The following is a 24,962-nucleotide window of genomic DNA, read 5'->3' as shown; positions in this document are numbered from 1 at the left end:
ATATGAACCGTACTAATCAACAGTAACTGATTTACAACACGCTACTTTACAGCAAACTACGCTCAACGACTTATTGTGCGCTATTACGCACGATGGTAGTGTGCCATCTGTGCGCTATAGCGCACATGATAACTCAGGCACTGCCAAGGAGAGCGGTATGGCCGTCAATCATTCTACTGAAAACCCAGTTCAGTCACCTGCCAGACAGGCGGCGTTCTGGAAGGACGTCAGCCTTTCTACCGTCACAGCTGGGTTTGTAGCCGTTACCATCGGCTATACAAGCTCCGCGGCGATCATTTTTCAGGCAGCGGCGGCCAGCGGTGCTTCCGCGGCGCAAATCAGTTCGTGGCTCTGGGCGCTGGGGATCGGCATGGGGGTAACCTCGTTTGGGCTTTCGCTGCGCTACCGTATGCCGCTGCTTACCGCATGGTCAACGCCTGGCGCTGTGTTTCTTGCCACCAGCCTTCCGGGCATTCCCCTTGATGAAGCCATTGGCGCGTTCCTTTTTTCTGCCCTGCTCATCACCTTGTGCGGTCTTACCGGGCTCTTTGAACGCCTCATGCGCTATATTCCAAGCGCCATTGCCGCCGCCATGCTGGCCGGTATTCTGCTGCGTTTCGGGCTGGAGCTGTTTGAAGTGATGGAAAGTCAGTGGCTGTTGCCGCTTGTGATGCTGGCCGCCTGGGTAGCTGGCCGACGCCTATGGCCAACGCTTGCCGTACCCGGCGTGCTGTTAACCGGATTGGGCGTGGCGCTCCTTCAGGGTCAAATCGTTTTACAGGGCATTCCGCTTGCCCCCACGACACCGGTGTTCATGACACCCTCGTTCTCATTGGCCACGCTAATCGGCGTGGGTATTCCATTATTTGTGATTACTATGGCCACTCAAAACCTGCCCGGCGTGGCGGTACTGCGTGCTGCGGGCTATCAGCCCAACAGTTCGCCACTGATCGGCTGGACCGGCGGTGCCACGCTACTGCTTGCGCCGTTCGGTGGTTTTGCTCTCAACATGGCCGCGATTAGCGCGGCTGTCTGCATGGGAACAGACGCCCACGCCGACCCGCGCCGCCGCTATACTGCGGGCATGGCCGCTGGTATCTTCTACATCATTATGGGAATTTTTGGCGCCACGGTAACCGGCGTATTTAATGCGCTGCCTAACGTATTGGTGATTTCTCTGGCGGGAATCGCCTTGTTCAGTACGCTTGCAGGCGGTTTGGCGAGTGCTTTTATGGAAAGCCAGCACCGTGATGCAGCCATTGTTACCTTTCTGCTGACCGGGTCGGGAATTACGCTGCTGGGTATCGGCGGGCCTTTCTGGGGGCTGGTGGCAGGCTTGGTGACCCTTAAGCTGACGGCCGCCAAACAGGGCGTTTAGTTTGCGTAAAGACCTACTTTCTAAAAACGATATGCCCCAAAACGACATGACCCCAGGCAAGTTCGCACCGCCTGGGGTCATGCTCAATCTGGCTAGCCTTAAAGCTACATGGTAGCCAGACGCTCTTCGTCCAGCACGCCCGACATGCGCACCATGGCTAACGCTTCTTCAAGATTGGTCATCTCTTCAATCTTTACCAGCTCGCTTTCAAGGCTGACCGGCTGGCCCGCTTTATCAGACAGCAACTTTTCAAGTGACGCCACATCCAGCGCACCATCCAGATGAAGTACATCAATGGAAGCGCTGTTATTGCTTGGCAAGTAGATAGTGCCATTTGAAAAGTCGACCGCGTAGGCAATCACGCCCGGCACGATAAAAAACAGAAGCCCTACACCGTTGGCTACGGCAACTACCGGGTCAATCTGGCCGCTAAGCTGCCCTTTTCGCTCTGGGTGAAATAGAGTACCGCAACCACTCAAAGCAACGATGGAAGCGCCGACTACGGCCCCCGTTAGCCAACGGCGTACAGTTTGCTGCATAAAAGTTCCCTCGGAAAACATGGAAAACGGTAGCGGACAATGGTGTTCTGTTAGTAATGTCAGCGTTGCTACCGCTCGCAAAAACCCGCACATACTAGCACAAATGGCGACGTGCAAAGGCCTTCTGGTGACAGCATGATTTTGCCGCGTTACCCGCTAAGTCGTACAATGCCCACATTCAACGTTAAACCAGCGGCTTTTTTACCATCAAGGAATGTTTTCGCCCATGCGCGCCAGCCAATTATTAATTGCCACATTAAAAGAAACCCCGGCCGATGCCGAAGTCATCAGCCACCAGTTAATGTTGCGTGCAGGGATGATCCGGCGCCTGACGTCTGGCCTATACACCTGGCTCCCGCTTGGCCTGCGCACGCTTCGCAAGGTGGAAGCCATTGTACGTGAAGAAATGAACCGCGCGGGCGCCCAGGAAGTGCTCATGCCGGCCGTTCAACCCGCCGAGCTTTGGCAGGAGTCCGGCCGCTGGGAACAGTATGGCCCTGAGCTTCTACGTGTGAAGGACCGCCATGAGCGCGACTACTGCGTAGGCCCGACCCACGAGGAAGTGATTACTGACCTTGTGCGTAAAGAGATTGCCAGCTACAAGCAGCTGCCGGTCAACTTCTACCAGATCCAGACCAAGTTCCGTGACGAAATCCGCCCGCGCTTTGGCGTGATGCGCTCACGCGAATTTATCATGAAGGATGCTTACTCCTTCCATCTGGATGAAGCGTCACTGAAAGAGACCTATCAGAGCATGTACGACGCCTACACGCGTATCTTCACGCGCCTGGGTCTCAACTTCCGCCCGGTTATTGCCGACAACGGCTCTATCGGTGGCACTGGGTCGCATGAGTTTCACGTGTTGGCAAGCTCAGGCGAAGACGACATTGTGTTCTCGAACGCCTCTGACTACGCGGCCAATATGGAAAAAGCGGAAGCCCTGCCCGCGCCGCTGGGTAGCAACGTTCAGCGTGAAGCGCCCACGCAAGAAATGCATCTGGTCGATACGCCTAACGCCAAGACTATTGCCGCGCTGGTGGAGCAGTTTGACCTGCCTATCGAGAAAACGGTCAAGACGCTGATTGTACAAGGCGCCGAAGGCGGCCTTGTGGCACTTCTGGTGCGCGGCGATCATGAGTTGAACGAGGTTAAAGCGGAAAACCTACCTCAGGTGGCGGCTCCGCTGACCATGGGTAGCGAAGAGGAAATTCGTGCGGCAGCTGGCGCTGGATTTGGCTCTCTTGGCCCGGTGAACCTTGATATGCCCATCATTGCTGACCGCAGCGTTGCCCTGATGAGCGATTTTGGCGCCGGTGCCAACATCGAAGGTAAGCACTACTTCGGTATTAACTGGGAACGTGATGTAGCCCTGCCCGAAATAGCCGATTTGCGCAAGGTGGTCGAAGGTGATCCATCGCCGGACGGTAAAGGCACGCTCTCCATCAAGCGTGGTATCGAAGTGGGCCATGTGTTCCAGCTTGGCCAGAAATACTCCGAGGCCATGAACGCGAGCGTTCTGGGCGATAACGGCAAAACCAGCCATCCGTGGATGGGCTGTTACGGCATCGGTATAACTCGTGTGGTGGCGGCGGCAATTGAGCAGAACCACGACGACGCCGGTATTATCTGGTCTAACGCGATTGCGCCGTTCCAGGTAGCGCTTGTGCCTATGAATGCGCACAAGTCCCAGCGCGTACGTGAAGAATCCGAGCGGTTGTATCAGGCCCTGACCGCCGCTGGCCTGGACGTGTTGCTGGATGATCGTGATACGCGTCCTGGCGTCAAGTTTGCCGACCTGGAACTGATGGGCGTTCCCCATCGTCTGGTGATCGGTGACCGCAGCCTGGATAATGGCGAGCTTGAGTACAAAGGCCGCCGTGATAGCGAAGCGACCATGGTGCCCGCCGAGCAGATCGTTGATTTTCTGCTTGAGAAAGCCAGCCTGAGTCATACACCGCAGTAAGCTGTTAGTCCACCGCCGTGCTTCAACTGAACAGGCACGGTGGTGGATTTAAAACCCGCCTTGAGCAAAGGTTTTAACTCATCACTCCCCTTTACCTGATACTCAAGGTAGTGCGTTAGGTCCTGTCTGAAAAGTGCCTACGCTCGGCAATACGGCGTTAAAAATCGGCTCGTGCGCGAGTCCGATCAAAATGCTCATTTACACGAGTAAACTCGCACGCGAGCCCGGTCCGTTTCTTCGCCGATTTTTGCCTTGTCTTGCCTTCGCTCGCGGCTTTTCAGACAGAACCTAGAAACTGACCATTAAAGCGTTTAGACAAAAAAAACCGGCCCAGTGGGCCGGCAATAAGGAAGCTTACTGCATTAACGCAAGCCCCCTCCCCTGACATCAAAGCCAGCAGGCGATAAACCAGCCTACTCACTATAAGGCGATCATCACGAAGGCCCTCCATCTAACAAAACCCTCCAATTGCGAGTGTTTTGCTGCCCTTGCGATATGCAAACATCCTAACGCGATCATGAAAGGCAAGAGCTGACCTGGATCAATGTTATCTATCAAGTACTTCAATAAACCTTCGCTTTGTTAAGTGCTGACTGCCCTCCATTACAGCACCTTGCGATCTTCAACCTTGCTGTGCTCGGTACCCGGCGGCAGTGGATGCCCTTTGGCAAGCTCGGCGCGGGTCGCTTCGCGCACGTCAAGAATACGCACCTGATAACTTAGCGTACGTCCGGCAAGCGGGTGGTTGGTATCCACCGTTACGCGATCACCCGCCACCTCGATCACGGTGACAATCTGCGGGCCGGCTTCGCCTTCGGTTTGAAAGCGGCTACCGGGGGTAAGCTCGGCATTGCCAAACGAGCCGCGACCGACCTCCTGCACCAGCGCTTCATTGCGCAGGCCATAAGCTTGCTCCGGTGCAAGGGTCACTGTCAGCTCATCGCCCACGCTCAAACCGGCTAATGCCTGCTCCAGGCCCGGTACAATATTGTCGTGGCCGTGCAGGTACTCAAGTGGCTTGTTACGCGCCTGCGAGTCATCCAGAATCTGCTCGCTTTTGTCACTTAAAATATCGCTCAACACATAGTGCAGCGTGACGACCTGGTGCGCCGTAATCGACATGGAAAACTCCTCTGCGTAAGCTATCTGCTTTATCCTAAACGTTTGATGCAGTTTACCACTTGGCCAAAGCCAACGTCTTTTGGAGTTGAACGACATGCCCACCCCTTTGCCCCAGCGCAGCTGGCTTGGCGCGCTGGCGATTTATTTTCGCGCGCCCGTTATTACCATGCTGTTTTTGGGGTTTTCTGCTGGCTTGCCCTTTCTACTGGTGTTCTCCACGCTTTCTGCCTGGCTACGCAGCGACGGCGTCGAAGTGGCCGCCATCGGCTTTTTTTCCTGGATTGGCATCCTGTACTCGATCAAGTTTTTCTGGGCACCTGTAGTGGATCGCCTTGCCCTGCCAGTTCTTACGCGCGCATTCGGCCAACGCCGAGGCTGGATGCTTCTGGCTCAGGCAATGATCGCGGCAGGGTTGGTGGGGCTGGCTGGTGCCGACCCGCTCGGCAACCTGGGGTTAGTTGCCGGTTTTGCTCTGCTGGTGGCGTTTGGTGCCGCAACCCAAGATATTGCCATTGATGCTTACCGCATCGAATCGGCAGATGATGATGTCCAGGCAGCGATGGCCTCCACCTATATCATTGGCTATCGCGGTGGGCTTTTGGCTGCCGGCGCAGGCGCTTTATACATCGCTGCGGCGGCCTCCTGGGATATGGCTTACCTGACCATGGCAGCCCTGGTCGGTGTGGGCGTTATCACCGTGCTTCTGCGTCCTGAGCCCAAGCGCGCCTCACTGAGCGTTCAATTGATTCATGAGCCTAAAGTTCGGGCGTTTATTCGGGCAAGCCGAGGCAAACCCAAAATACTTCGCCGGTTTGGCGCCTGGGCAATCGGAGCGATTGTCTGCCCGTTTACCGATTTCTTTAGCCGCTACGGCGTTAAAGCGTTAGGCATCCTGGTGTTCATTGCCGTTTTCCGAATCAGCGATCTCACCATGGCATCCATGGCGAACCCGCTGTATATCGATGTGGGCTTTTCTCTGGCCACCATTGCCAGCGTTACCAATATTTTCGGTATCGCCATGAGTATTCTGGGCGGGCTTTTAGGCGGGCTTTTAGTGGCACGCTATGGCATAGGGCCACTGCTGGTGTTTGGCGCAGGCTTTGTCATGCTGACCAATCTGCTGTTTGCAGTCCTGGCAATGGTTGGCAACCAGGTACCCATGCTGGTCATTACCATCATCGGTGATAATCTCGCCAATGGCCTGGCAAGCGCGGTATTTATCGCCTTTTTATCCAGCCTGACATCGCGGGCCTATACCGCTACCCAATATGCGCTGTTTTCTTCGTTAATGACGTTACCGGGAAAACTCTTGAGCGGCTTCGGAGGGCTGGTCGTCGCGGCACAGGGCTATGCCACGTTCTTTGTGATTGCGACGCTGCTGGGCCTCCCGGCCATACTTCTGGCCATCTGGATCAGCAAGGACAAGCAGCTGGTGCCTACTCCTCAGCCGCGTTAAGCGGCTGAGGGAAGTACGCAGTAAACCGTTAGCGGTGCTGGCTTAACCATTCAAGCGCACCCGACGTAGTGCGCCACTGATCACGCATTAGCGTACGGTATTGCCACGCTTCAGCCCGCGAGCCCGGGTCTACCTGGCCATCGGCATGCGGCATGGCCGGACGCGGATTCTCGGCACAAATCATTTCCAGCGCGTGACGGCTATGGGCCATTACCTCGGCCAGTGCTTTTTCGGCGTCTTCCTGCCGACCCAGACGATAAAGCGCCAGCGTGCGCCCCATCAACAGGCCCAATACCAGCGAGCCATCATCATTTTGCTGATCAGCAAGCGCGAGCGCCTCCTGATTTCGGTCGTCACGTAACAGCTGGTCAAGCACCAGCTCTTTAAGGCCCAGGCTGTCTTCCTGGTCAATGGCGAGTAGCTCTTCGGCAAGCTCGCGGGAGTGCTGGCGAGCACCACGCTCCATGCCCACGACCAGTGCAAGGCCGGTACGTAGCAGCATGGCATTATCGGCATCGTCCCAGCACAGGCTACCCTCGCCTGCAGCTCGGGCCTGCTCCAACCAGCGCGAAAGTCGCAGCGCCAAGGGCTCCAGCAGGCTGGGCGCCATCCACGGCAGGCTGCCAAAGCGGCTGGTCAGCGCCAGAGTTAGATCCTGAACAACTTGGGGTGCATCCAACCACTCAGGGTTTGCGCATAGTGCGGACATCCATTCAACCGCATTGCCCCACGGATCATCGCGAAACCCCAACGCCACATCTTCGTCGACCATGACTTGAAACTGCTCATGCCAGTCGGCAAACAGCGTTTCTTCACGGGCAGTGGTGGCATAGAGCAGATGGCCACTTTCAGAATCAACGGTGATATTGAGCTTTGGCGCAGTAGGCAATGCGGCAAGCAATGCCTGCAAGGCCACCAGCGGCGTGGCCAGGTCCTCCTCTGCACTCAGCAGCTGGTCGGCCAGGGTCGCACCGGGGTTATCGGCAAGGGCTGCCAGAAAATCAAGCTGCTCTTGATCCAGGTCGCCCTGGCGGACCAGACGCCGATACCAGAAGTTGGCACGCTCTTTGGCTTCTTCTTCATGGCCTTCATGAAGCAGCAGCATGGCTTCTATATAGGCAAGCGTCGGCGAATCAGGCAGCGCCTGCTGGGCTTTGACAAAAGCGGCCCGCGCGCTGTCCAGGTCATCATTATCCAAGTGCATCAAACATAGCCGCTCAAGGGCTACGCCGCGTAAAAAGAGCGGCCCACGCTCCATCACGTCATCCAGCAGATCAGCCCGCTTGCGGGTAAAGCCGCGCTCCTGGTAGATATCCAGCAGGATTTCAAACGCAGGCTCGGCCTGCTCAGGCAGGCGCGACCAGTCGCTACCGTCAAACAGCGATTCCAGTATCTGCATGGCACGCCCGGTCTGCCCACTTTCCGCGGCAATCAGGCCCGCTTCCAGCAGCGCCTGAGGTGGCGCCTGACGGCTGTCCAACGCAGCTTTTAGCGTGGCGCCTTTCCACTCACGCAGTGACAGCATCCACATCATCTGCTCAGGGATATCCGTCGGGAAATCAACTTTGTAACAGCACTGCTTGTACTTGCGGCCAGAATCGCACCAGCAGGGTTCGTTACGCCCCGGTGTCGCCAGCGGCTCACTGGCGAAATCCAGGCGCGCCAAGGGTGTTTGTGACCATAAAATAGGGGCCAGCGCCTGGGCGGTGGCGACATTACCGTTAAACGACTTGGCGCCTTCTGCGCGCACCCAGGTCATAAAATCTGGATAGTGCTCTTGCTGCCTGATTGCCGAGAGTGCCCCGGAGGCAAATCCCAGCAGCTGATCGACCCATACCGCTAGCATTGCCGTCTCCACTGTCTTTGAAAAGCGCGTTTTAAAAGCGCCATAGTCTATCACGCGGCGCGGCGCTCCCACAGCGGCAATCTGTTACGTTCGTGCCCAGGTTAAAAGGGGCTGGGCGCGTTCATGCATATCCAGCCGCGCTTTCAAGCGCACCAGGTTCCAGTAGTGCCCGTTAAGCGCCCGAGAAAGCAGTAGCGTATCGGCCGGTGGCTGCAATCGATCCATTGCCGCCCATACCTTGGGCGAGAGTTCGCGAAGGCGGCGGTGCACTCGCACATCGCTAAAATCCTGCTCGCCGGGCTCAAATAGTGGGGCAATGCACTCGGCCGCCTCACGATACAGTGAAAGCGGCGCACCCTGCCCCTGGCGCCCGCCCATATTGACCATCGCCTCATCCATGGCCATTGGGTCGTGGGCCAAGGTGGCATCCAGCAACTGCATCATGGCGCTCAGCCGACCTTCCGGTACCGGAATTACGGCGCCAAAATCGTAAATAATCAAACGCCCCTGCTCATCAGCGGCAAAGTTGCCCGCGTGCGGATCGGCGTGTAGCTCTCCAAAGGTGAAGAGCTCTTGGGTAATCCAATCGGCAAGCGTTGCGGCTACCCGCTGGCGTAGTGCATCTTCAGCACTTTCCAGCTCACGTAGCGGGGTACCGGGCACATAAGACATGGCCAGAACATGCTTACCTGAGAGCTCAAACAGCGGCTCGGGTATTACGAGTCGCGGATCACTCTGATAGCGCTCTCGATAACGTGCCAGAGCGTTTGCCTCGGCCTGATAATCCAATTCATCACGAAGCCCCGCTGCCAGTTCCTCAAACAGTGCATCCAGGCGCGCCTGAGGCACTTTGAACCAGCGGCCCAGGCTCATAATGCGCCGTAACTGTTTTAGGTCACTTTCCAGCACATCGGCCAGGCCCGGGTACTGAACTTTCAGTACTACTGTTTCGCCTTCACGGGTCGCCGCTTTATGCACTTGCCCCATAGAGGCGCTGGCAAATGGCGTTTCTTCAACCTTAGTAAAGTACGTATGAATATCACCGTACTGCAACTCCAGCGCTTCGCGTATGCGTGGCCAGGGCATGGGTTCGGCCTGGCGTTGCAGGCGAGCAAGCTCATCGGCTAAATCCGGCGGCAGCAGGTCGTCCCATTGGGACATCATCTGCGCCATTTTCATGGCCGGGCCTTTCAGCTCGGAGAGTCCTTCAAACAGCGCCTCGCCCAGCGCGCGCCAGTCGGCCTGGCCGCCAAGGCGTGTTTTAAGCATCGCACCGCCCGTACGCGCGCCCAAGCCCATTAACCTCCGAGTTCTACCGCGTTCGCGCATATGGCTGCCTTTTAAAATGAATAGATCTTTAAAGTAGCCTATTCCCTGCTTATTCATTGCTCGTAACAGTGGCTTAGCTTGCCAATAATGTTGATAGCACTAAAGCAAGGAAAAATTAACGAATGTAATTAAGTGCAAAAAAACTTAGTTACAGTTTCATTAAAAAATGGATTTTAAAATTAAGTTACTAATATAAATAATAAAAATATTATTATTTCATTTTGCACTTATGTGCAAATGTCAACGTTCTGTCATCTTTCCTCTCTAGAATACCCCTGAAATCCAGTCGAGCTTTCGGCTATCTAGTGCTAACGAGGAAAAACAATGGTTGGGTGGATCACTACGGCACTCCCCAATAAAAGGGGGCTACAGCTCAGTCTCAAAGACCCAGCGACGTTACTTGGCTTAGGCTTATTAACCACATTCAGCTACCTGATTCTGGCGCCCGTTATTTCCATTTTAATGGATGCGGTTAACGTTAACTTTGGCGACTCAACGCGCATTGGCGCAGAACAGGGCAGCTTTACGCTCTATTATCTTGAGCGCGTGTTTACCTCCCCCATTTCCCAGCGGCTGTTCTGGCAGCCATTACTCAACACCCTTAGCGTGGCCATCGGCGCAATGTGTATCGCCATGGTGGTGGGTGGCATCATGGCGTGGCTTTTAAGCCGCACCAATCTGTGGGGCCGAGGCTGGTTTGCCACCGCCCTGATAGTGCCGTTTATGCTCCCTACGTGGACGTTCGCGCTAGCCTGGACCACGTTATTCAAGAACCGTTCGATGGGTGGCCAACCGGGCTGGCTGGAGTCAATGGGCTACTCCTCGCCCGATTGGCTGGCGTATGGCCCAGTGCCGATGATCTTTATTCTGGCGCTGCACTATATTCCCCTCGTCATACTGCTGTTCGGTAACGCCTTGCGCCGGCTGGATTCCCAGCTTGAAGACTCGGCGCGCATTCTGGGCGCCAGCCGCTCAACCGTTGCCTTTCGTATCATTTTACCGCTGATGCGGCCTGCGCTGATGTCAGCGATGGTGTTGATTCTGGCCGATGCGCTAGGTGAGTTTGCCGTGCCCTATATCCTCGGCTTGCCAGTGCAGTACGACACGCTTTCCACCTCGCTTTTCAGAGCCATTTCATCGCGCCAGACGGGTGTCGCTTCTGTACTGGCGGGGGCCATAATGGTGCTGGGCTGTATCACGCTTACGATTGATCTTTACCTGATGCGCGAAGCGCGCCGCTTTGTCACCCTAGGCGGCAAAGGCGCCATGGAACGTCGTCGCCCACTCGGCATTTGGCGGCTTCCTGCCACTTTATTAGCCGCGACCCTGTTTATCATTGGCGTCGTTCTCCCCCTTTTAACGCTCTTTCTTTCAACCATCATGCGTATTCCGGGCCGTTTTCATTTAAGTAACTTCACCCTGGATTACTGGATTGGTACCAACCTCAATACGATCGCCTTAAAAAACGGCATCTTACTGACCCCTGAATTCTGGTCCGCCACCTGGAACAGCCTGCGTATTGTGGGTACCGCGTCTGTGTGCGCCGGTTTGCTAGGCCTACTAGTGGGCTATGTGGTAACGCGTACGCCCTGGCGGTGGCTGGCAAGCTCGCTGCGCCAGCTCACGTTTATGCCCTACCTGGTGCCTGGAATTGCCTTTGCCGCCGCCACGCTTTCTCTTTTTGCCGTGCAGCGTGGCCCTGTTCCTGCGCTATATGGCACGTCGATGATTCTGATGCTCGCACTAATTGCCGACCAAATGCCCTTTGCGTCACGGGCAGGCATCTCGGCCATGACGCAGCTGGGTAAAGAGCCCGAAGAGGCGGCGCAGATTTCAGGCGCTTCGTGGCTACGGCGCATGTGGAGCATCATTGTGCCCATTCAGAAAGGCGCGCTGGTAGTGGGTATCGTCTTGCCGTTTATCTCGGGCATCAAGGGCGTAAGCCTGTTCATCATTCTGGCGGTGCCGGCTACCGAAGTACTTACTACCTACTCTCTGCGCCTGGTTGATTACAACTACACACAAGCCGCCAACGCCGTTGTACTCATGATCGCCATGCTCGCCTGGGGCGGCACGATTCTGACTCAAAAATTAACCAAAACGGGCCTTGCCCAAGGCCTGGAGAGCTAATTATGCCGACCATCACATTAGACGCGATTTCCAAGCAGTACAGCCGTCAGGCCACCGCTGTTCAAAATATTGACCTGCACATCAAAAGTGGTGATTTCATGTGTTTGTTGGGCCCCTCGGGGTGCGGCAAAACCACTATGCTGCGCATGATCGCGGGCCTTGAGCATCTTAGCCAGGGGCGCCTGTTTATCGGCGATCAGCTAATGGACTCACCGGCAGACGGTTGTTTTGTGTCTCCTGAAAAACGTGGGCTAGGGCTGGTGTTTCAAAGCTACGCGCTGTGGCCCCACATGACGGTTGAGCAGAACATCGAGTTTGGATTGCGTCTGCGCAAGTTACCTGAACGTGAACGGCGCACCCGGACCGGCGAAGTGATGGATAAACTGGGCATTGCCAGCTATGCCAAGCGCTACCCTTCTCAGCTATCAGGCGGGCAGCAGCAGCGTGTGGCACTTGCCCGCATGATGGTCTTAAAGCCCAAAGTGCTGCTGCTGGATGAGCCGCTATCCAATTTAGACGCTTCACTGCGCCTGGAAATGCGCGCTGAGCTGAAGCGGCTTCACCAGGCGTTCGATACCACCATCCTGTTCGTTACCCACGACCAGTGGGAAGCCATGACACTGGCCACCACAATTGCCGTCATGAGCGAAGGGCAGTTGCAGCAGGTAGGCAGCCCGGACGATATCTATGCCCGCCCCGCTAACCGCTTTGTCGCCGAGTTTATTGGCAACCCGCCGATCAACCAGATTGCCGCTGACTCTACGCTGGGAAGCCGTCTCAATAGCCAGCCTGATACACATATGCTGGGCATCCGGCCTGAAGACATTCACCTCACACAAGCGGCCACACCCTACGCTTTGCCCGCCAAAGTGCAAGGCATCATGCCGACAGGTGGCAGCTGGGTCCTGGATCTTGAAACGGAAGGCCAGTGTTTGCAGCTTTCTACACAGATCAGACCGCAGGTACAAGCGGGCGAGCACACTTTTTGCCAGATACAGCCTGAGCATTTGCACTTATTTAATACCGATGGCCATCGTCTGGAAAACACCCGTTATGGCCAGGCGCGAATAATCCGTAACAACGTCTCTACCACCACTTATATGCACGCCGTTTAAAAGGGTTTGTTATGCGTCTTTTATCAAAAATCACCGTTGCCATTAGCCTAGCCTCAACCCCATTGGCATGGGCCAGCGAATCAACCGCGCTTGATGATTTAATTGCTGCCGCCCGGCAGGAGCCGGCCATTACGGTGTACGACTCAACCGGTAAGATTGTGGAGCAGGCGGCTAACTTTTCCGCCAGATATGGCGTTCAGGCCGAAGGGGTTAAATCAAAAGCGCCCCATACCCTGGAAAGAATCATCCGCGAAGCGCAAGCCAATAATATTCAGACGGACGTGGCTATTCTGGCAGACGCACCGGCGGCCGTTGCCCAGCTGCTGGACACGGGCTTTGCGGTTAACTGGTTCCCTGCCGATTTAGCCGCCATGGTTGATGAGCGCTACCGCGATCCATTAGCCATTGTGATGGCACCCAATGTCTGGACCTACAATACCGCGCTTCACAATCACTGCCCTATCGATAATATCTGGGAATTGACCGAACCCGAGTGGGAGCGCCGGGTGGCGCTGCAGGACCCGCTGGGCAAACCCTCCTACGTGGACTGGTTTAATCAGATGGCCCAGCATGGGGATGAAGCAATGGCGGCAGCCTTTGAGGCGCGATACGGCCACCCATTACCCGACACCGAAGAGAGTGCCACCGCCGCCTGGGTAAAAGCACTTGCTGCTAACGCACCGCTGCTGACCGATTCAGATTCCAATGCAGCCGAAGCCGTTGCCTCCCCGGATCAGCAGGACAGTTTTCTCGGCTTAACCAGCACCGCCAAATTTCGTGATAATGCTGACGGGATGAAGTTGGGTATTTGCGAAGACCTGGACCCCTGGCTTGGCTGGACCTACCCCTCCATTGGCCTTATTGCCAGTGGCACCCAAAGCCCGAATGCTGCCAAGCTCTTCTTGTATTACCTGCTGACCGAAGAAGGCATCGCGCCTCAAGCTCAGGATGGCAAAATTTCCACCCGCTCAGATATTTCACTGCCCGAGACAGAGCCTTCCGGCATTGGCGCCCTCAAGGCCCAGTTATTTGACTATTCCCCCAGCACGGCCATCGATGACTGGGAAAACCGCCAGGATTGGCAGGATCTTTGGATGCTGAACTATCGGCGTTAACTATCGCTACTAACAACAGCCGTTAACAACAACACCTGCGTTCACGCTGCATTATATAAGGATAGATATGCCGATTCTGCCCCATGAGCTGGAAGTCCGCGCTGAGTTCTTGAAGGACATGATTCAACGCACTGGCCTGAAAGCACGCCACCTTTTCGAAACGCGCAAGCCGGGGCTTTACACGCTCAAGGGCCACCAGGACTTCCTGACCGAGGCCGATACCTTTATCGAGCAGGAGATTCAAGACGCCATCCAGCAGCACTTCCCCATCGATGCATTCCTGGGTGAGGAAAGCGGCGGGCAGGTGAACGGTAATGCCATCTGGGTCGTCGACCCGATCGATGGCACTGCCAACTACGCCAGAGGCATTCCCCACTTCTGTGTCTGCATCGCGTTTATCGACCGCGGTAAAACCCAGTTGGGCGCCATTTTCAACCCTTGCACTGATGAGCTTTATTTCACACAGCGCGGCAAGGGCGCCTATAAAAACGCCGAGGCCATTCATGTAGCCGCCACCCACGACTTCACCACCGCTACCATTGAAATGGGCTGGTCCACTCGAACCGAGCTTCAGACCTATCTGAATGCCCAGGCCGCGCTGTTATCCCATGGCGCCAACGTTCGCCGCGGGGCATCCGGCGCGCTGGCCCTGGCCTGGGTGGCCGAAGGCCGCATCGACGGGTATCTCGAACATCATATGCACCCCTGGGACAGCCTGGCCGGACTTTTACTGGTGCGTGAAGCGGGCGGCGTGACACGCCCCTATCTTTCACTTTCCGGTACGCTGAACACGGGCGGCGCAGTGCTCGCAGCGGCACCGCACATCGCGGATGCCCTTACCCATTACAGCCAACTTGAAGAGCTTGAAATCGCATGACAAAACACTATCCGCGCCCTCCAATGAGCCTCATTGAGCCGTGCCTGCCGGGGCGTAACGTGGCGCTTTATATTGGCGATAGTCAGGCCGCCAGCAGCCCGGCGCTACTTGAAGAAAACGGTATTACGACGGTGATCAACTGCGCCGTCAACCTGGATATCAATCTGGTGGATACGAGTGTTCCCCCTACGCCCAACGGGTTGATTCAGGGTCCGGGCAAGTTTCGGTACTACAAGATCGGCATGATCGACGGCCCGGGCAACCCACACGAACAGATGCTGGCCGCCTATTTCATTTTAAGGGCGGCGCTGGATCAGATTATGCCTGATAAGCCTTCCTACCCGCTTCGTGAAAAAGGCAACGTGCTGGTTCACTGTCGCGGAGGGCGTAGTCGTTCGGTCACGCTGGTATCCCTGTTTTTACACCTGGAATTGCCTAACCGTTACCCTACGCTTGAAAGCGCGGTTGCTCATGTTCACAAGGAACGGCAGCTGCACCCGGATGAGTGGTTTGAAACGCCCAAACCGGAGCTATTTGAAGCGGCCCGCATTGCGGCGAGACAAATAAAACAGCTGTTGCAAGAGGCGCCTGATGAGCAGCTCACGCAAGTTTGCTAGTGCAGAAGAAGTAGCCCGTTTAGCCGGGGTATCGCGTTCCGCCGTGTCGCGCACCTTCACCGACGGCGCCAGCGTTTCCGAGGAAACGAGACGAAAGGTGCTCGCGGCTGCCAAAGAACTTAACTATCACGTCAACCACCTGGCCCGTGGCCTCTCCCAGGAGAGCTCACGCCCGGTGTGCTTGGTGGGTGATCACCTGTCATCGCCGTTTTTATCCAGCCTTCTGGAGGCCGTTAGCCGCCATATCCAGGCATTGGGCCGTGCGGTCATGCTGATTAACACTTCGGGTGAAGCAGAAGCCGTAGAAAGCGCCTTGCATCAGGCACTGAAGTACCGGGCAAGCGCTATCGTGGTTCTGTCTGGCACTCCGGCTGAATCCCTGGTTCAAACCTGTATTCAAAGCGGGCTTCGCGTAGTGCTGGTCAACCGTGGCCAGGAGTTTATGGGCCCGGTGCATATCACGCTTGATCATGAAGCGGCGATGCAGGAAGCCTTCGATCTGTTTTATCGAGCGGGGTGCCGCTCCTTTGGGCTAGTGACATCCACTGCCTGCACCCCAAGCCTCGTCGCGCGTGAGCAAGCCTTTAGCCAGGCAGTCAATGAGGCGGGGCTGCCCATCACTATCATGCGGGCAGGCCCTACCCACTACGCCACGGGACAGGAAGCCGCCCGGCAGTTACTGGCCCGCTCGCAACGGCCCGACGCCGTGCTCTGTACCACCGACCTGCTGGCATGCGGATTTCTAGATACGGCCCGTCAAACGTTCAAGCTCGATATTCCGCAAGACCTGTGCGTGATGGGCTTCGACAATATCGAGCAGGCCAGCTGGCAAAGCTATGACCTGACCACCTTTCATCACCCGGTTGAGGAAATTGCTGCCTGCATCGCTAAACAGCTGGCAGATGAAAGTGATATCAGCCAGACGATTCAGCTACCTGCCCAGCCCGTATGGCGGAGCACCATTCGCCCGGGCTGAAACGTCACCAGACAACGTACTTAATACAGCAACATACTGATTTTATTCGCATAATTTCGGGCGAAGGGGCCTCTTTGTGCCTTTTAAACGCGATATGGTCCAAACATCAAGGAGAACATCGATGCAAGCCACAACGAACCGCTATCTTGGCGCTGCTGCTTTTGCCGCCGCCGGCTGGTTAGCCGCCACGCCGGCCCTTGCCACCGATGCCGTAGCGCCAGACGATACGCACTACAGTACGAAAACACCCTATCGCTACGTCCCCACCCAGTTCACGCCCGCCCCGCTGGGGTATCGCCCTGTACTGGTCCAGTACGTGGGCCGGCACGGCTCGCGACACCTTTCCAGCGCCAAGTACGACAAGACGCTTTTCGAGCTACTGAGCATCGCCGAGTCGCGCGGTCAGCTCACCGAAGCCGGCCACACCCTGAAGCAGGAAATAGCGCAGCTGATCGCGATTCAGGAAGACGTCTACGGCGAGCTTTCAATACTCGGTGGCGAAGAGCTTCACGCTATCGGCGAACGACTGGTCGAGCGTTTTCCCGAGGTCTTCGAGGACGGCCGGCCGATCATCGCCCACGCTACCTATAAGGACCGCACACCCCAAAGCCGCGACCATTTCCTTAGCGGCTTACAAAGTGCGCTGGGCGAGGCGACGCCACCCATCGACGCCCGCCAGTACGCCAAGGGAGGCGACCCGTACCTGCGCCCTTATGATCTGGCCACCCGCTATGGTGACTACAAGAGCGACGGCGAGTGGCAGGCGGTCATTGATGCCTACCTTGACCAGCACAACAAAACCGATACCTTTGCTCGGGATATCGTCACCCAGTTCATCGGTGATGGACTCTACGCCGAGCTCGAGCGCGGCGAGCTGGCATTGGAAGACGCCAAGGGGCGCGTCGCTCTCGCCACACCCACGGATGCTGCCAACAATCTTTACCAGCTCTATATCATCTCGCCCAACATCGTGCGTGAGGGGGAGTTCGATTTCGGCCGCTACTTCAGCGAAGAGCAGCTGGCCTGGTACGAAGACCTCGATCTGATGGAGACCTTCTACGCCAAGGGCCCTTCGCTTACGAGCAGCGACCTGCCCCGGGAAATCGCCGCCCCCATGGTCAAGGAACTGATCATCTCGACCGACGAAGCGCTCGAGGAGGATGGCGTAAGCGGCATCTTCAACTTCAGCCATGCGGAATTGCTCATGCCTCTCGCCGCGTATCTGGAGATCGAAGGCGCCGATGAGAGCCAGGACGACCCCGCCCAGGTCAGCGCCACCTGGAACGGCAAGGACATCACGGCAATGGCCGCCAACATTCAGTGGATTCTCTACAGCAACGGCGACGATACGCTGGTCAAGATGCTGCATAACGAACGCGAGATAGCGTTTCCTCTCCCGACCGAGCAATACCCCTACTACGACTGGGAAAGCGTCAAGGCGTACTACACCGACAAGGTCAACGAGAGCGGTATTGCGTTAAGCAACACCCTCGAACAAGACATCGAGGCGCTTGAAAACGATTTCTAGGTCGTAAACGCCCTTCACTCTTTTAACACATTGAAAACACGCCCTCTTTTAATCCTTCGATTAAAGGAGCGGCCAGCTACTGCCTGAACTTATTTTGAGGATCGAAAAAATGAAGAAATTGATGCTTGTTACCGCGCTTTCCATGGCCGCTTTTCAAACGGCACAAGCCGCCGCCGTGTTTAAAAACGAGGAAGTGCGGATAGACCTGACCGGCAAGATTCAGTATGAAGCGGGCGCGTTTAAATACGACAAGCAGAGCCCGACACAACGCCTCAACTTTGGCGGTGACGGCAAAGCACGTCTGGGTACCCAGTTTCGCTACCATTTTACCGATGAAATCGACCTGCTGGGTAAACTTGAGTGGCAGCTCAATGCCGAAGATGAAAACGATGCCAAGACCGACAGCCTCGACGTGCGCTACGCCTGGCTGGGGTTTCGCTACCTTGACCAGTTGGAAATGGCTATCGGCCGGACCAAGAGTTCGACGAGTCAGCTGGTCGATGTCACCGATATCTTCGAGCTGTTTGGCTCCTCCGCCAACGACAACAAGATCAATGGCATCAAGCCCTTCGACAGCAAGAAGGACGACCAGCTGACCATCGGCTACGATATTGGCAACTGGGATCTACGCGCCAGCTACGTCTTCGAAGATGAGCGCCGCCCGCGGGAAACCAGCGCAGGTGACCGCGACTACCAATACAGCTTCTCGGCGCGCTACACCACCGAGTCGGAGATCGATTTCGTGGGCGCCTACGAGCGTCAGAGCTTTCAAGGCAGCACCGATACGCTGGGCGACATGACCAGCTGGGGGCTCGGCGTGGGATGGCGCTTCGATCCGTTCTACGTGGGCGCCATCAACGGCTACAAGAGCATGACGGCCGCCGACGACCAGGAATTTTCCTCGCACTTCTATGAACTGGCCGCCGCCTACGAACTGGGCAGAGCGCTTTTCATGGTGGGTTACAACAATGAAAAAGGCGAAGACGATCTGGCCGATCAGGGCACTCGGGTCGATGAATACGTCTTCGGGGTATCCTATCAACTGATGCCGCGGGCCAAGGTATACGCCGAGTACAACGTCGACCGCGTGCGCCTTGACGGCCAGCGCCGCGACGATCTTTACGGCATGGGGATAGAGGTCAAGTTCTAAATGCCTGGGTGGCCTAACTTCTGATGCCCTGCGCGCCTCTGCTACTATAGGGCATCTCGAACAGACGTTAAGGCCACGCTTCGCATGCGCTTGATTATTGCCGAAAAACCTAGCCTTGCCCGGGCCATTGCCGACGCGCTGCCGGGAAGCCCCAAACGCCAGGAAGGCGCCATCGTGTGCGGTGACACCACCGTGACCTGGTGTTTGGGCCACCTGCTCGAGCAGTCCCCACCTGAGGCCTACGATCCCGCCGATAAACAGTGGCGGTTGGACCGCCTGCCCATCGTACCCGGCACCTGGAAACTGGCCCCGCGCGCCAAGGCGCGTGGCCAATTGGCAGTTATTCGCAAGCTGATCAAGCAAGCTACCAGCGTGGTGCATGCCGGCGACCCCGATCGCGAAGGCCAGCTTTTGGTGCAGGAAGTCATCGAGCACTTGAAGTACCGCGGCCCGGTCACGCGCCTGTTGATCAGCGACCTCAACCGTCCGGCGGTCAGCCGCGCACTTGCCAAGCTGCGCTCCAATCAAGAATTCCAGCCACTTTTTCAGGCAGCCCAGGCCCGTTCGCGCGCTGACTGGCTGTATGGCATTAACTTGACCCGCGCCTGGACGCTGACTGGCCGCCAGGCAGGCTTTGACGGCGTGCTTTCCGTTGGCCGCGTGCAAACGCCGGTACTCGGGCTGATTGTGCGCCGCGATAACGCTATCCGCGACTTCAAACCCCACCCGTTCTACCCGCTCTGGGTGGATCTGCGGGTTGAAAAAGGCCAGCTACGCGCCTGGTGGGCACCCAAGGAAAACCAACCGCTAGACGATCAAGGCCGACTGATCGACCGCACGCCTGCCGATGCACTGTCCGTCCAATTGCCGGGTGCTACCGGCCAGCTCACCAAGCTCGACCAGCAGGAAAAACGTCAGGCGCCGCCGCTGCCCTACTCGCTTTCCGCACTTCAGGTAGACGCAGCCCGGCGCTTTGGGCTTTCCGCGCAAATGGTGCTGGATATTTGCCAGCGCCTTTATGAGCAGCACAAGCTCATCACTTACCCACGCTCCGACTGCCGCTATCTGCCCGAAGAACATCTGGCGCTTGCCCAGCGCAGCTTAACCGGCGCCTGTCAAAACGATGATACGCTCAGGCAGTGGCTAAACGGTGCTGACTTCACGCTGCGCTCCAAGGCGTGGAATGACAAGCAGGTAGGCGCCCACCATGCATTGGCACCTACCGGCAAGCCCGCAGATTTCAGCCAGCTCTCGGCCACCGAAGGACACGTGTTTCGGTTGGTGGTGCGCAACGTGATGGCCCAGTTCTATCGCCCGCTGCGCACCTTTGAAGTCAAAGCCGAGTTCACCCTGCTAAATGAGGCCTTTCGTGCCCGAGGCCAAAGCATTCTCGACCCTGGCTGGAAACCGCTCTTCACCACCAAGGAAGAGGCTCCGCCGCTGCCATCGCTCACCCAGAATGAGCGCTGCCAAGCTCAGGATGTAGGCGTAGAGGAGAAGGAAACTCGCCCGCCTGAGCCGTTTACCGATGCCAGTTTAATCAAAGCAATGATGAACATTGGCCGCTACGTGGATGACCCGAACGTACGCAAAACCCTGCGAGATACCGATGGCCTGGGCACCGAAGCAACCCGTGCAGGTATCATCGAAACCCTGGTACAGCGCGGCTACCTGGTACGCCAGCAAAAGGCCCTGCGTGCTACCAAACTGGGTAGCGCGTTGATAGCGGCCCTACCCCGCGCGGTCAGTACGCCGGAACGCACGGCCCTTTGGGAACAGCGCTTGCGCGCCATTTCCGAACAGCAGGACGACCCGAGCGCCTTTCAGCATGCGCTACTAGATGACCTTCGCGCCCTGCTCAACCAGAGTGACGCGAACAAGCTCAGGCAGAGTTTGCAAACGGCTCAAGGCGAAACCGGTAGCCCAGCCAAGCGTACGAGTAAGGCAAGGAAGAGCTTTACAAAGAGGAAAAGTACCGGTGGAAGGAAGAAGTAGAATAACGGTGACGGGATGAATACCGCTTTACGCATGAGCTTGCGCCAAGCGTCGCTACTGTCTATACAGAAAGTAGGATACGCCAAAGTTGCCCGTACATGGAGGTCAGCATGGAGCGACTGCTTGAGCATGTTGCAGCCAACGTGGAGTGTTCAGTCGCAGAGGCCTTAACCCATTCGACTTAGCCCATTCGAGGAGTTCAAGCATGACACGACGGACACTCCCCCTCCTTATTGCCCTGCTAGGCGCTGGCTCCATGACTACGCTCCAGGCCGCCGAGCCGGCAGCTCCCCAGAATGAAACTGGCGTACTGGCTCCCCACGCAATGCCCGATGCGCCGAATGTAGATACCGGAACAGCCGGCACCACAAGCGGCATTACCGGTGCGGATATGGATCAGGAGGATGAGACCACCGGCGGTGGTCAATCACGAGGCGACGCCATGTTCCAGACCCCTGCCTCCCAGTCCGATGCTGGGGCCGTCTACGAAACCGAATCACCTGAGCGCGAAGAGGCGCTATTGCCGGATGAACCGTTAGGTGCCGACGACAGTGGGCGCCGGGAAGATGGCGAACCTCAGGCCAGCACGTCTGATTCGCCCGAATAAGCCATTGACAGCAAACCCTGATGACAACCTTGTCATTTACTAAATGGCACCGCGACGCATCGCTAAATAAGAACAGACTTACTATGCTTAACGGATATGTCATTTTCCGGGACTAACGACATTCAGAACAAATCGACAGGAGGCCGTGATGACTCTGAAGGTTACGCGAAGACAGTTCTTCAAACTCGGTGCAGTCGGCATGGCCACATCCAGTATGGCCATGATGGGCTTTGCCCCTGAGCCTGCGGTCGCATCGATCCGCCACTTCAAGCTTACCGGTGCCAAGATAACCCGAAGCAACTGTACCTACTGCTCGGTGGGCTGTGGCGTACTGATCTATAGCCGCGGCGATGGGGCGATCAACAGTATTGATAGCATCTACCATGTCGAGGGCGACCCGGACCATCCGGTCAGTCGCGGCTCACTGTGTCCCAAAGGGGCGGGACTGCTCGACTACATCCAGAGCGAATCGCGCCTGAAGTATCCTCAGGTACGCGAACCCGGCACCGATGAGTGGAAACGCATCAGCTGGGACGAGGCGCTGACACGTATCGCCCGACACATGAAGGATGATCGCGATGCCAACTTTGTCGACCAGGACGCTGAAGGCAATACGGTCAACCACTGGACCACGACCGGGATGCTGGCGGCGTCCGCCTCGACCAACGAGACGGCTTACCTGACACAGAAGATAGCCCGTAGCCTTGGCATGGTGGTACTCGACAACCAGGCACGCGTCTGACACGGACCGACGGTGGCAGGTCTTGCCCCAACATTCGGTCGCGGTGCCATGACCAACCACTGGGTCGACATCCGCAATGCTGATCTCATTCTCGTCATGGGTGGCAACGCCGCTGAGGCGCACCCCGTCGGTTTTCGCTGGGTGATGGAAGCCAGGGAGCATAACGATGCCCGTCTGGTGGTGGTCGACCCCCGCTTCAACCGCACGGCGGCGGTGGCGGACTACTACGCGGAAATTCGTACCGGCACCGATATCGCTTTTCTGGGTGGCCTGATCAGCTACTTGATTGAAACCGATCAGATCCATCATGAGTATGTGCGCGCCTATACCGACGCGAGCCTGATTGTCCGCGAGGAATTCGACTTCGAGGATGGCCTGTTCACTGGCTACGACGCCGAGAATAGCGAGTACAACAAAGAAACCTGGCAGTACGAGTACAACGAAGAAGGCCATGCCCTGCGTGACGATACGCTCCAGCACCCCCGCTGCGTGTTCCAATTGATGCGTGCGCACTTCAGCCGTTATACCCCTGATGTGGTCTCCTCGGTGTGCGGCACACCCCGTGACAAGATCCAGCACGTCTGGGACATGGTCGCCGCGACCGTCGTGGACGATAAGACCATGACGATTCTCTACGCACTGGGGTGGACGCAGCACTCGATCGGCTCACAAATCATCCGCACCGCGGCGATGCTCCAACTGCTGCTTGGCAACATGGGCATGCGCGGGGGCGGCATCAATGCCTTACGCGGCCACTCCAATATCCAGGGGTTGACCGACCTTGGACTGCTCTCGGACTTGCTACCTGGGTACATGACGCTACCCGAGGCCGATGAGCAGGATTACGAAGCCTATATTCTTGATCGCTCACGTCCCGACCTGCTGCCTGGTGAAATTTCCTACTGGCGCTATTACGAGCGTTTTCATGTCAGCCTGATGAAGGCATGGTTCGCCGATGCGGCCACCGAAGCGAACAACTGGTGCTATGACTGGCTGCCCAAGCTAAGCGAGAGCATGTATGACGTGATTCATACCTTCGAGCGGATGAGCCATGGCGAAATCACTGGCTACATTTGCCAAGGGTTCAATCCGCTGGCCGCCTTTCCGCACAAGGCCAAGACCAGTGCGGCGCTTTCCCGCTTGAAGTATCTGGTAGTCATCGACCCGCTGAGAACCGAGACCGCCGAGTTCTGGAAGAACCATGGCGAATTTAACGACGTGAACACTGCCGAGATTGACACCGAGGTATTCCGGCTGCCCACCACCAGCTTCGCCGAGGAAGACGGCACGATCGTCAACAGCTCGCGCTGGCTGCAGTGGTTCTGGGCAGCAGCGCCACCGCCGGGCGAGGCGCTTCCCGATACCGCCATTCTGGCTGGCATCTTCTTGCGAATGCAGCAGATGTATCGCGACGAAGGCGGCGCCTTTTCAGATGCACTGCTCAATCTGAGCTGGCCCTATCGTTACCCGGCAGAGCCAAGCGCCAACGAAATAGCCCGGGAGTACAACGGTTGGGCACTTGAGGACGTGGTTGATGAGCAGCGCAATATTGTCTGTCGGGCGGGCGAGCAGGTCGAAGATTTCGGTATGTTGCGTGCTGATGGCAGCACGGCGAGCGGTTGCTGGATCTTTGCCGGCTGCTGGACCGAAGAAGGCAACCAGATGATCCGCCGCGATAACTCAGACCCCTATGGCGTCGGCCAGACACTGGGATGGTCCTGGTCGTGGCCGGCCAACCGGCGAATCCTCTACAACCGGGCAAGCGCGCGTCCCGACGGCACGCCGTGGGCCGAGCGCAAGGCAGTCGTCTGGTGGAACGGCAATCGCTGGGTGGGTAATGACGTTCCCGACTTCCCGGTGGAATCTGCACCGGCGGTAGCTCAAGGCCCCTTCATCATGAACCAGACGGGTCGAGGGCAGTTCTTTGCCCGTAACCGTATGGTCGAAGGGCCTTTCCCGGAACACTACGAACCGTTTGAAACACCGATCGCCAACAATCCGATGCACCCCAATAACCCACTGGCCAAGAACAATCCAGGGGCGCGGGTATTCGAGCAGGATCGGGCCAATTTCGGCAGCTTCGAGGAGTTTCCGCATGCAGCGACCACCTATCGCCTCACCGAGCATTTCCACTACTGGACGATGCACAACCGCTTGAATGCCATCGCCCAGCCGGAAAAATTCGTGGAGATTGGCGAAACCCTGGCCAACGAACTGGGCATTGTCAAAGGCGATCGGGTCCGTGTCAGCTCCAAGCGCGGCCATATCGAAGCGGTGGCGGTAGTGACCAAGCGCATCCGTCCGTTGCAGGTAGCGGGACGGACAGTGCACCAGATAGGCATCCCGATTCACTGGGGCTATCTGGGGGAAACCAAACGAGCTCACCTGACCAATACCTTGACGCCATCCGTGGGTGACGCAAACACCCAAACGCCGGAGTTCAAGTCGTTCCTGGTACGTGTGGACAAGCTTTAAGG

19 protein-coding genes are annotated in these 24,962 nt (G+C 57.0%); 15 read left to right on the top strand and 4 right to left on the bottom strand.

The genetic code is table 11. The features are described 5' to 3' along the window. Positions 1-157: 157 nt before the first annotated feature. Complete coding sequence (locus ELY25_RS12865) at positions 158-1,378, top strand: benzoate/H(+) symporter BenE family transporter (protein ID WP_126951675.1); 1,221 nt, start codon at positions 158-160, stop codon at positions 1,376-1,378. A gap of 104 nt (positions 1,379-1,482) precedes the next feature. On the opposite strand, the gene ELY25_RS12860 is transcribed toward ELY25_RS12865, so the two are convergent. Next, complete coding sequence (locus ELY25_RS12860; RefSeq protein ID WP_126951674.1) at positions 1,483-1,917, bottom strand: hypothetical protein; 435 nt, start codon at positions 1,915-1,917, stop codon at positions 1,483-1,485. Positions 1,918-2,143: 226 nt separating this feature from the next. On the opposite strand from ELY25_RS12860, the gene ELY25_RS12855 reads away from it, so the two are divergent. After that, on the top strand, positions 2,144-3,880 hold the full coding sequence (locus ELY25_RS12855) for a proline--tRNA ligase (RefSeq protein WP_126951673.1): 1,737 nt from the start codon (positions 2,144-2,146) through the stop codon (positions 3,878-3,880). A gap of 603 nt (positions 3,881-4,483) precedes the next feature. Here ELY25_RS12855 and ELY25_RS12850 read toward each other — a convergent pair. Continuing rightward, the gene (locus ELY25_RS12850) at positions 4,484-5,002 is read right to left on the bottom strand and encodes an FKBP-type peptidyl-prolyl cis-trans isomerase (RefSeq protein ID WP_126951672.1); all 519 of its coding nucleotides are present in this window, start codon (positions 5,000-5,002) and stop codon (positions 4,484-4,486) included. Positions 5,003-5,096: 94 nt separating this feature from the next. Between ELY25_RS12850 and ELY25_RS12845 the strand changes: the two genes are divergently transcribed. After that, positions 5,097-6,458: an AmpG family muropeptide MFS transporter gene (locus ELY25_RS12845; protein WP_126951671.1), complete on the top strand. Its 1,362-nt coding sequence runs from the start codon at positions 5,097-5,099 to the stop codon at positions 6,456-6,458. Between the two features lie 28 nt (positions 6,459-6,486). Here ELY25_RS12845 and ELY25_RS12840 read toward each other — a convergent pair whose 3' ends face one another. Continuing rightward, positions 6,487-8,304, bottom strand: coding sequence for an SEC-C domain-containing protein (locus tag ELY25_RS12840; RefSeq protein WP_126951670.1), 1,818 nt, complete (start codon positions 8,302-8,304; stop codon positions 6,487-6,489). Positions 8,305-8,388: 84 nt separating this feature from the next. Next, complete coding sequence (locus ELY25_RS12835) at positions 8,389-9,633, bottom strand: ABC1 kinase family protein (protein ID WP_126951669.1); 1,245 nt, start codon at positions 9,631-9,633, stop codon at positions 8,389-8,391. Between the two features lie 324 nt (positions 9,634-9,957). Between ELY25_RS12835 and ELY25_RS12830 the strand changes: the two genes are divergently transcribed. From ELY25_RS12830 to fdnG, 12 genes are all read left to right on the top strand, one after another. Next, positions 9,958-11,763, top strand: coding sequence for an ABC transporter permease (locus ELY25_RS12830; protein ID WP_126951668.1), 1,806 nt, complete (start codon positions 9,958-9,960; stop codon positions 11,761-11,763). Positions 11,764-11,765: 2 nt separating this feature from the next. Continuing rightward, positions 11,766-12,878 carry an ABC transporter ATP-binding protein gene (locus ELY25_RS12825; protein ID WP_126951667.1) on the top strand — a complete coding sequence of 371 codons (1,113 nt, stop codon included), beginning with the start codon at positions 11,766-11,768 and terminating at the stop codon, positions 12,876-12,878. Positions 12,879-12,889: 11 nt separating this feature from the next. Continuing rightward, positions 12,890-13,993: an ABC transporter substrate-binding protein gene (locus ELY25_RS12820; RefSeq protein WP_126951666.1), complete on the top strand. Its 1,104-nt coding sequence runs from the start codon at positions 12,890-12,892 to the stop codon at positions 13,991-13,993. Positions 13,994-14,060: 67 nt separating this feature from the next. Beyond that, entirely contained in the window at positions 14,061-14,870 is an 810-nt protein-coding gene (locus ELY25_RS12815) for an inositol monophosphatase family protein (RefSeq protein ID WP_126951665.1), read from the top strand. After that, on the top strand, positions 14,867-15,487 hold the full coding sequence (locus ELY25_RS12810; protein ID WP_126951664.1) for a dual specificity protein phosphatase family protein: 621 nt from the start codon (positions 14,867-14,869) through the stop codon (positions 15,485-15,487). The genes ELY25_RS12815 and ELY25_RS12810 overlap by 4 nt, the downstream gene beginning before the upstream one ends. Then, the gene (locus tag ELY25_RS12805; protein WP_126951663.1) at positions 15,462-16,463 is read left to right on the top strand and encodes a LacI family DNA-binding transcriptional regulator; all 1,002 of its coding nucleotides are present in this window, start codon (positions 15,462-15,464) and stop codon (positions 16,461-16,463) included. The genes ELY25_RS12810 and ELY25_RS12805 overlap by 26 nt, the downstream gene beginning before the upstream one ends. Positions 16,464-16,584: 121 nt before the next feature. Then, on the top strand, positions 16,585-17,991 hold the full coding sequence (locus tag ELY25_RS12800) for a histidine-type phosphatase (RefSeq protein ID WP_126951662.1): 1,407 nt from the start codon (positions 16,585-16,587) through the stop codon (positions 17,989-17,991). 109 nt (positions 17,992-18,100) lie between these two features. Next, complete coding sequence (locus ELY25_RS12795; RefSeq protein WP_126951661.1) at positions 18,101-19,141, top strand: porin; 1,041 nt, start codon at positions 18,101-18,103, stop codon at positions 19,139-19,141. 84 nt (positions 19,142-19,225) lie between these two features. After that, positions 19,226-21,136: a DNA topoisomerase III gene (locus ELY25_RS12790; protein WP_126951660.1), complete on the top strand. Its 1,911-nt coding sequence runs from the start codon at positions 19,226-19,228 to the stop codon at positions 21,134-21,136. A gap of 205 nt (positions 21,137-21,341) precedes the next feature. Further along, positions 21,342-21,743: a hypothetical protein gene (locus tag ELY25_RS12785; RefSeq protein ID WP_236995734.1), complete on the top strand. Its 402-nt coding sequence runs from the start codon at positions 21,342-21,344 to the stop codon at positions 21,741-21,743. Positions 21,744-21,891: 148 nt separating this feature from the next. After that, positions 21,892-22,485 (top strand): molybdopterin-dependent oxidoreductase, encoded by a 594-nt coding sequence (locus tag ELY25_RS18220; protein WP_126951659.1) that lies wholly within the window; start codon positions 21,892-21,894, stop codon positions 22,483-22,485. Positions 22,486-22,497: 12 nt separating this feature from the next. Then, positions 22,498-24,960 (top strand): formate dehydrogenase-N subunit alpha, encoded by a 2,463-nt coding sequence (gene fdnG, locus ELY25_RS12775; protein ID WP_221885503.1) that lies wholly within the window; start codon positions 22,498-22,500, stop codon positions 24,958-24,960. Positions 24,961-24,962 lie beyond the last annotated feature (2 nt).

The organism is Vreelandella populi (genome assembly GCF_003989825.1).
Lineage (GTDB): Bacteria > Pseudomonadota > Gammaproteobacteria > Pseudomonadales > Halomonadaceae > Vreelandella > Vreelandella populi.
This window is presented reverse-complemented; position numbering and strand designations above follow the sequence as displayed.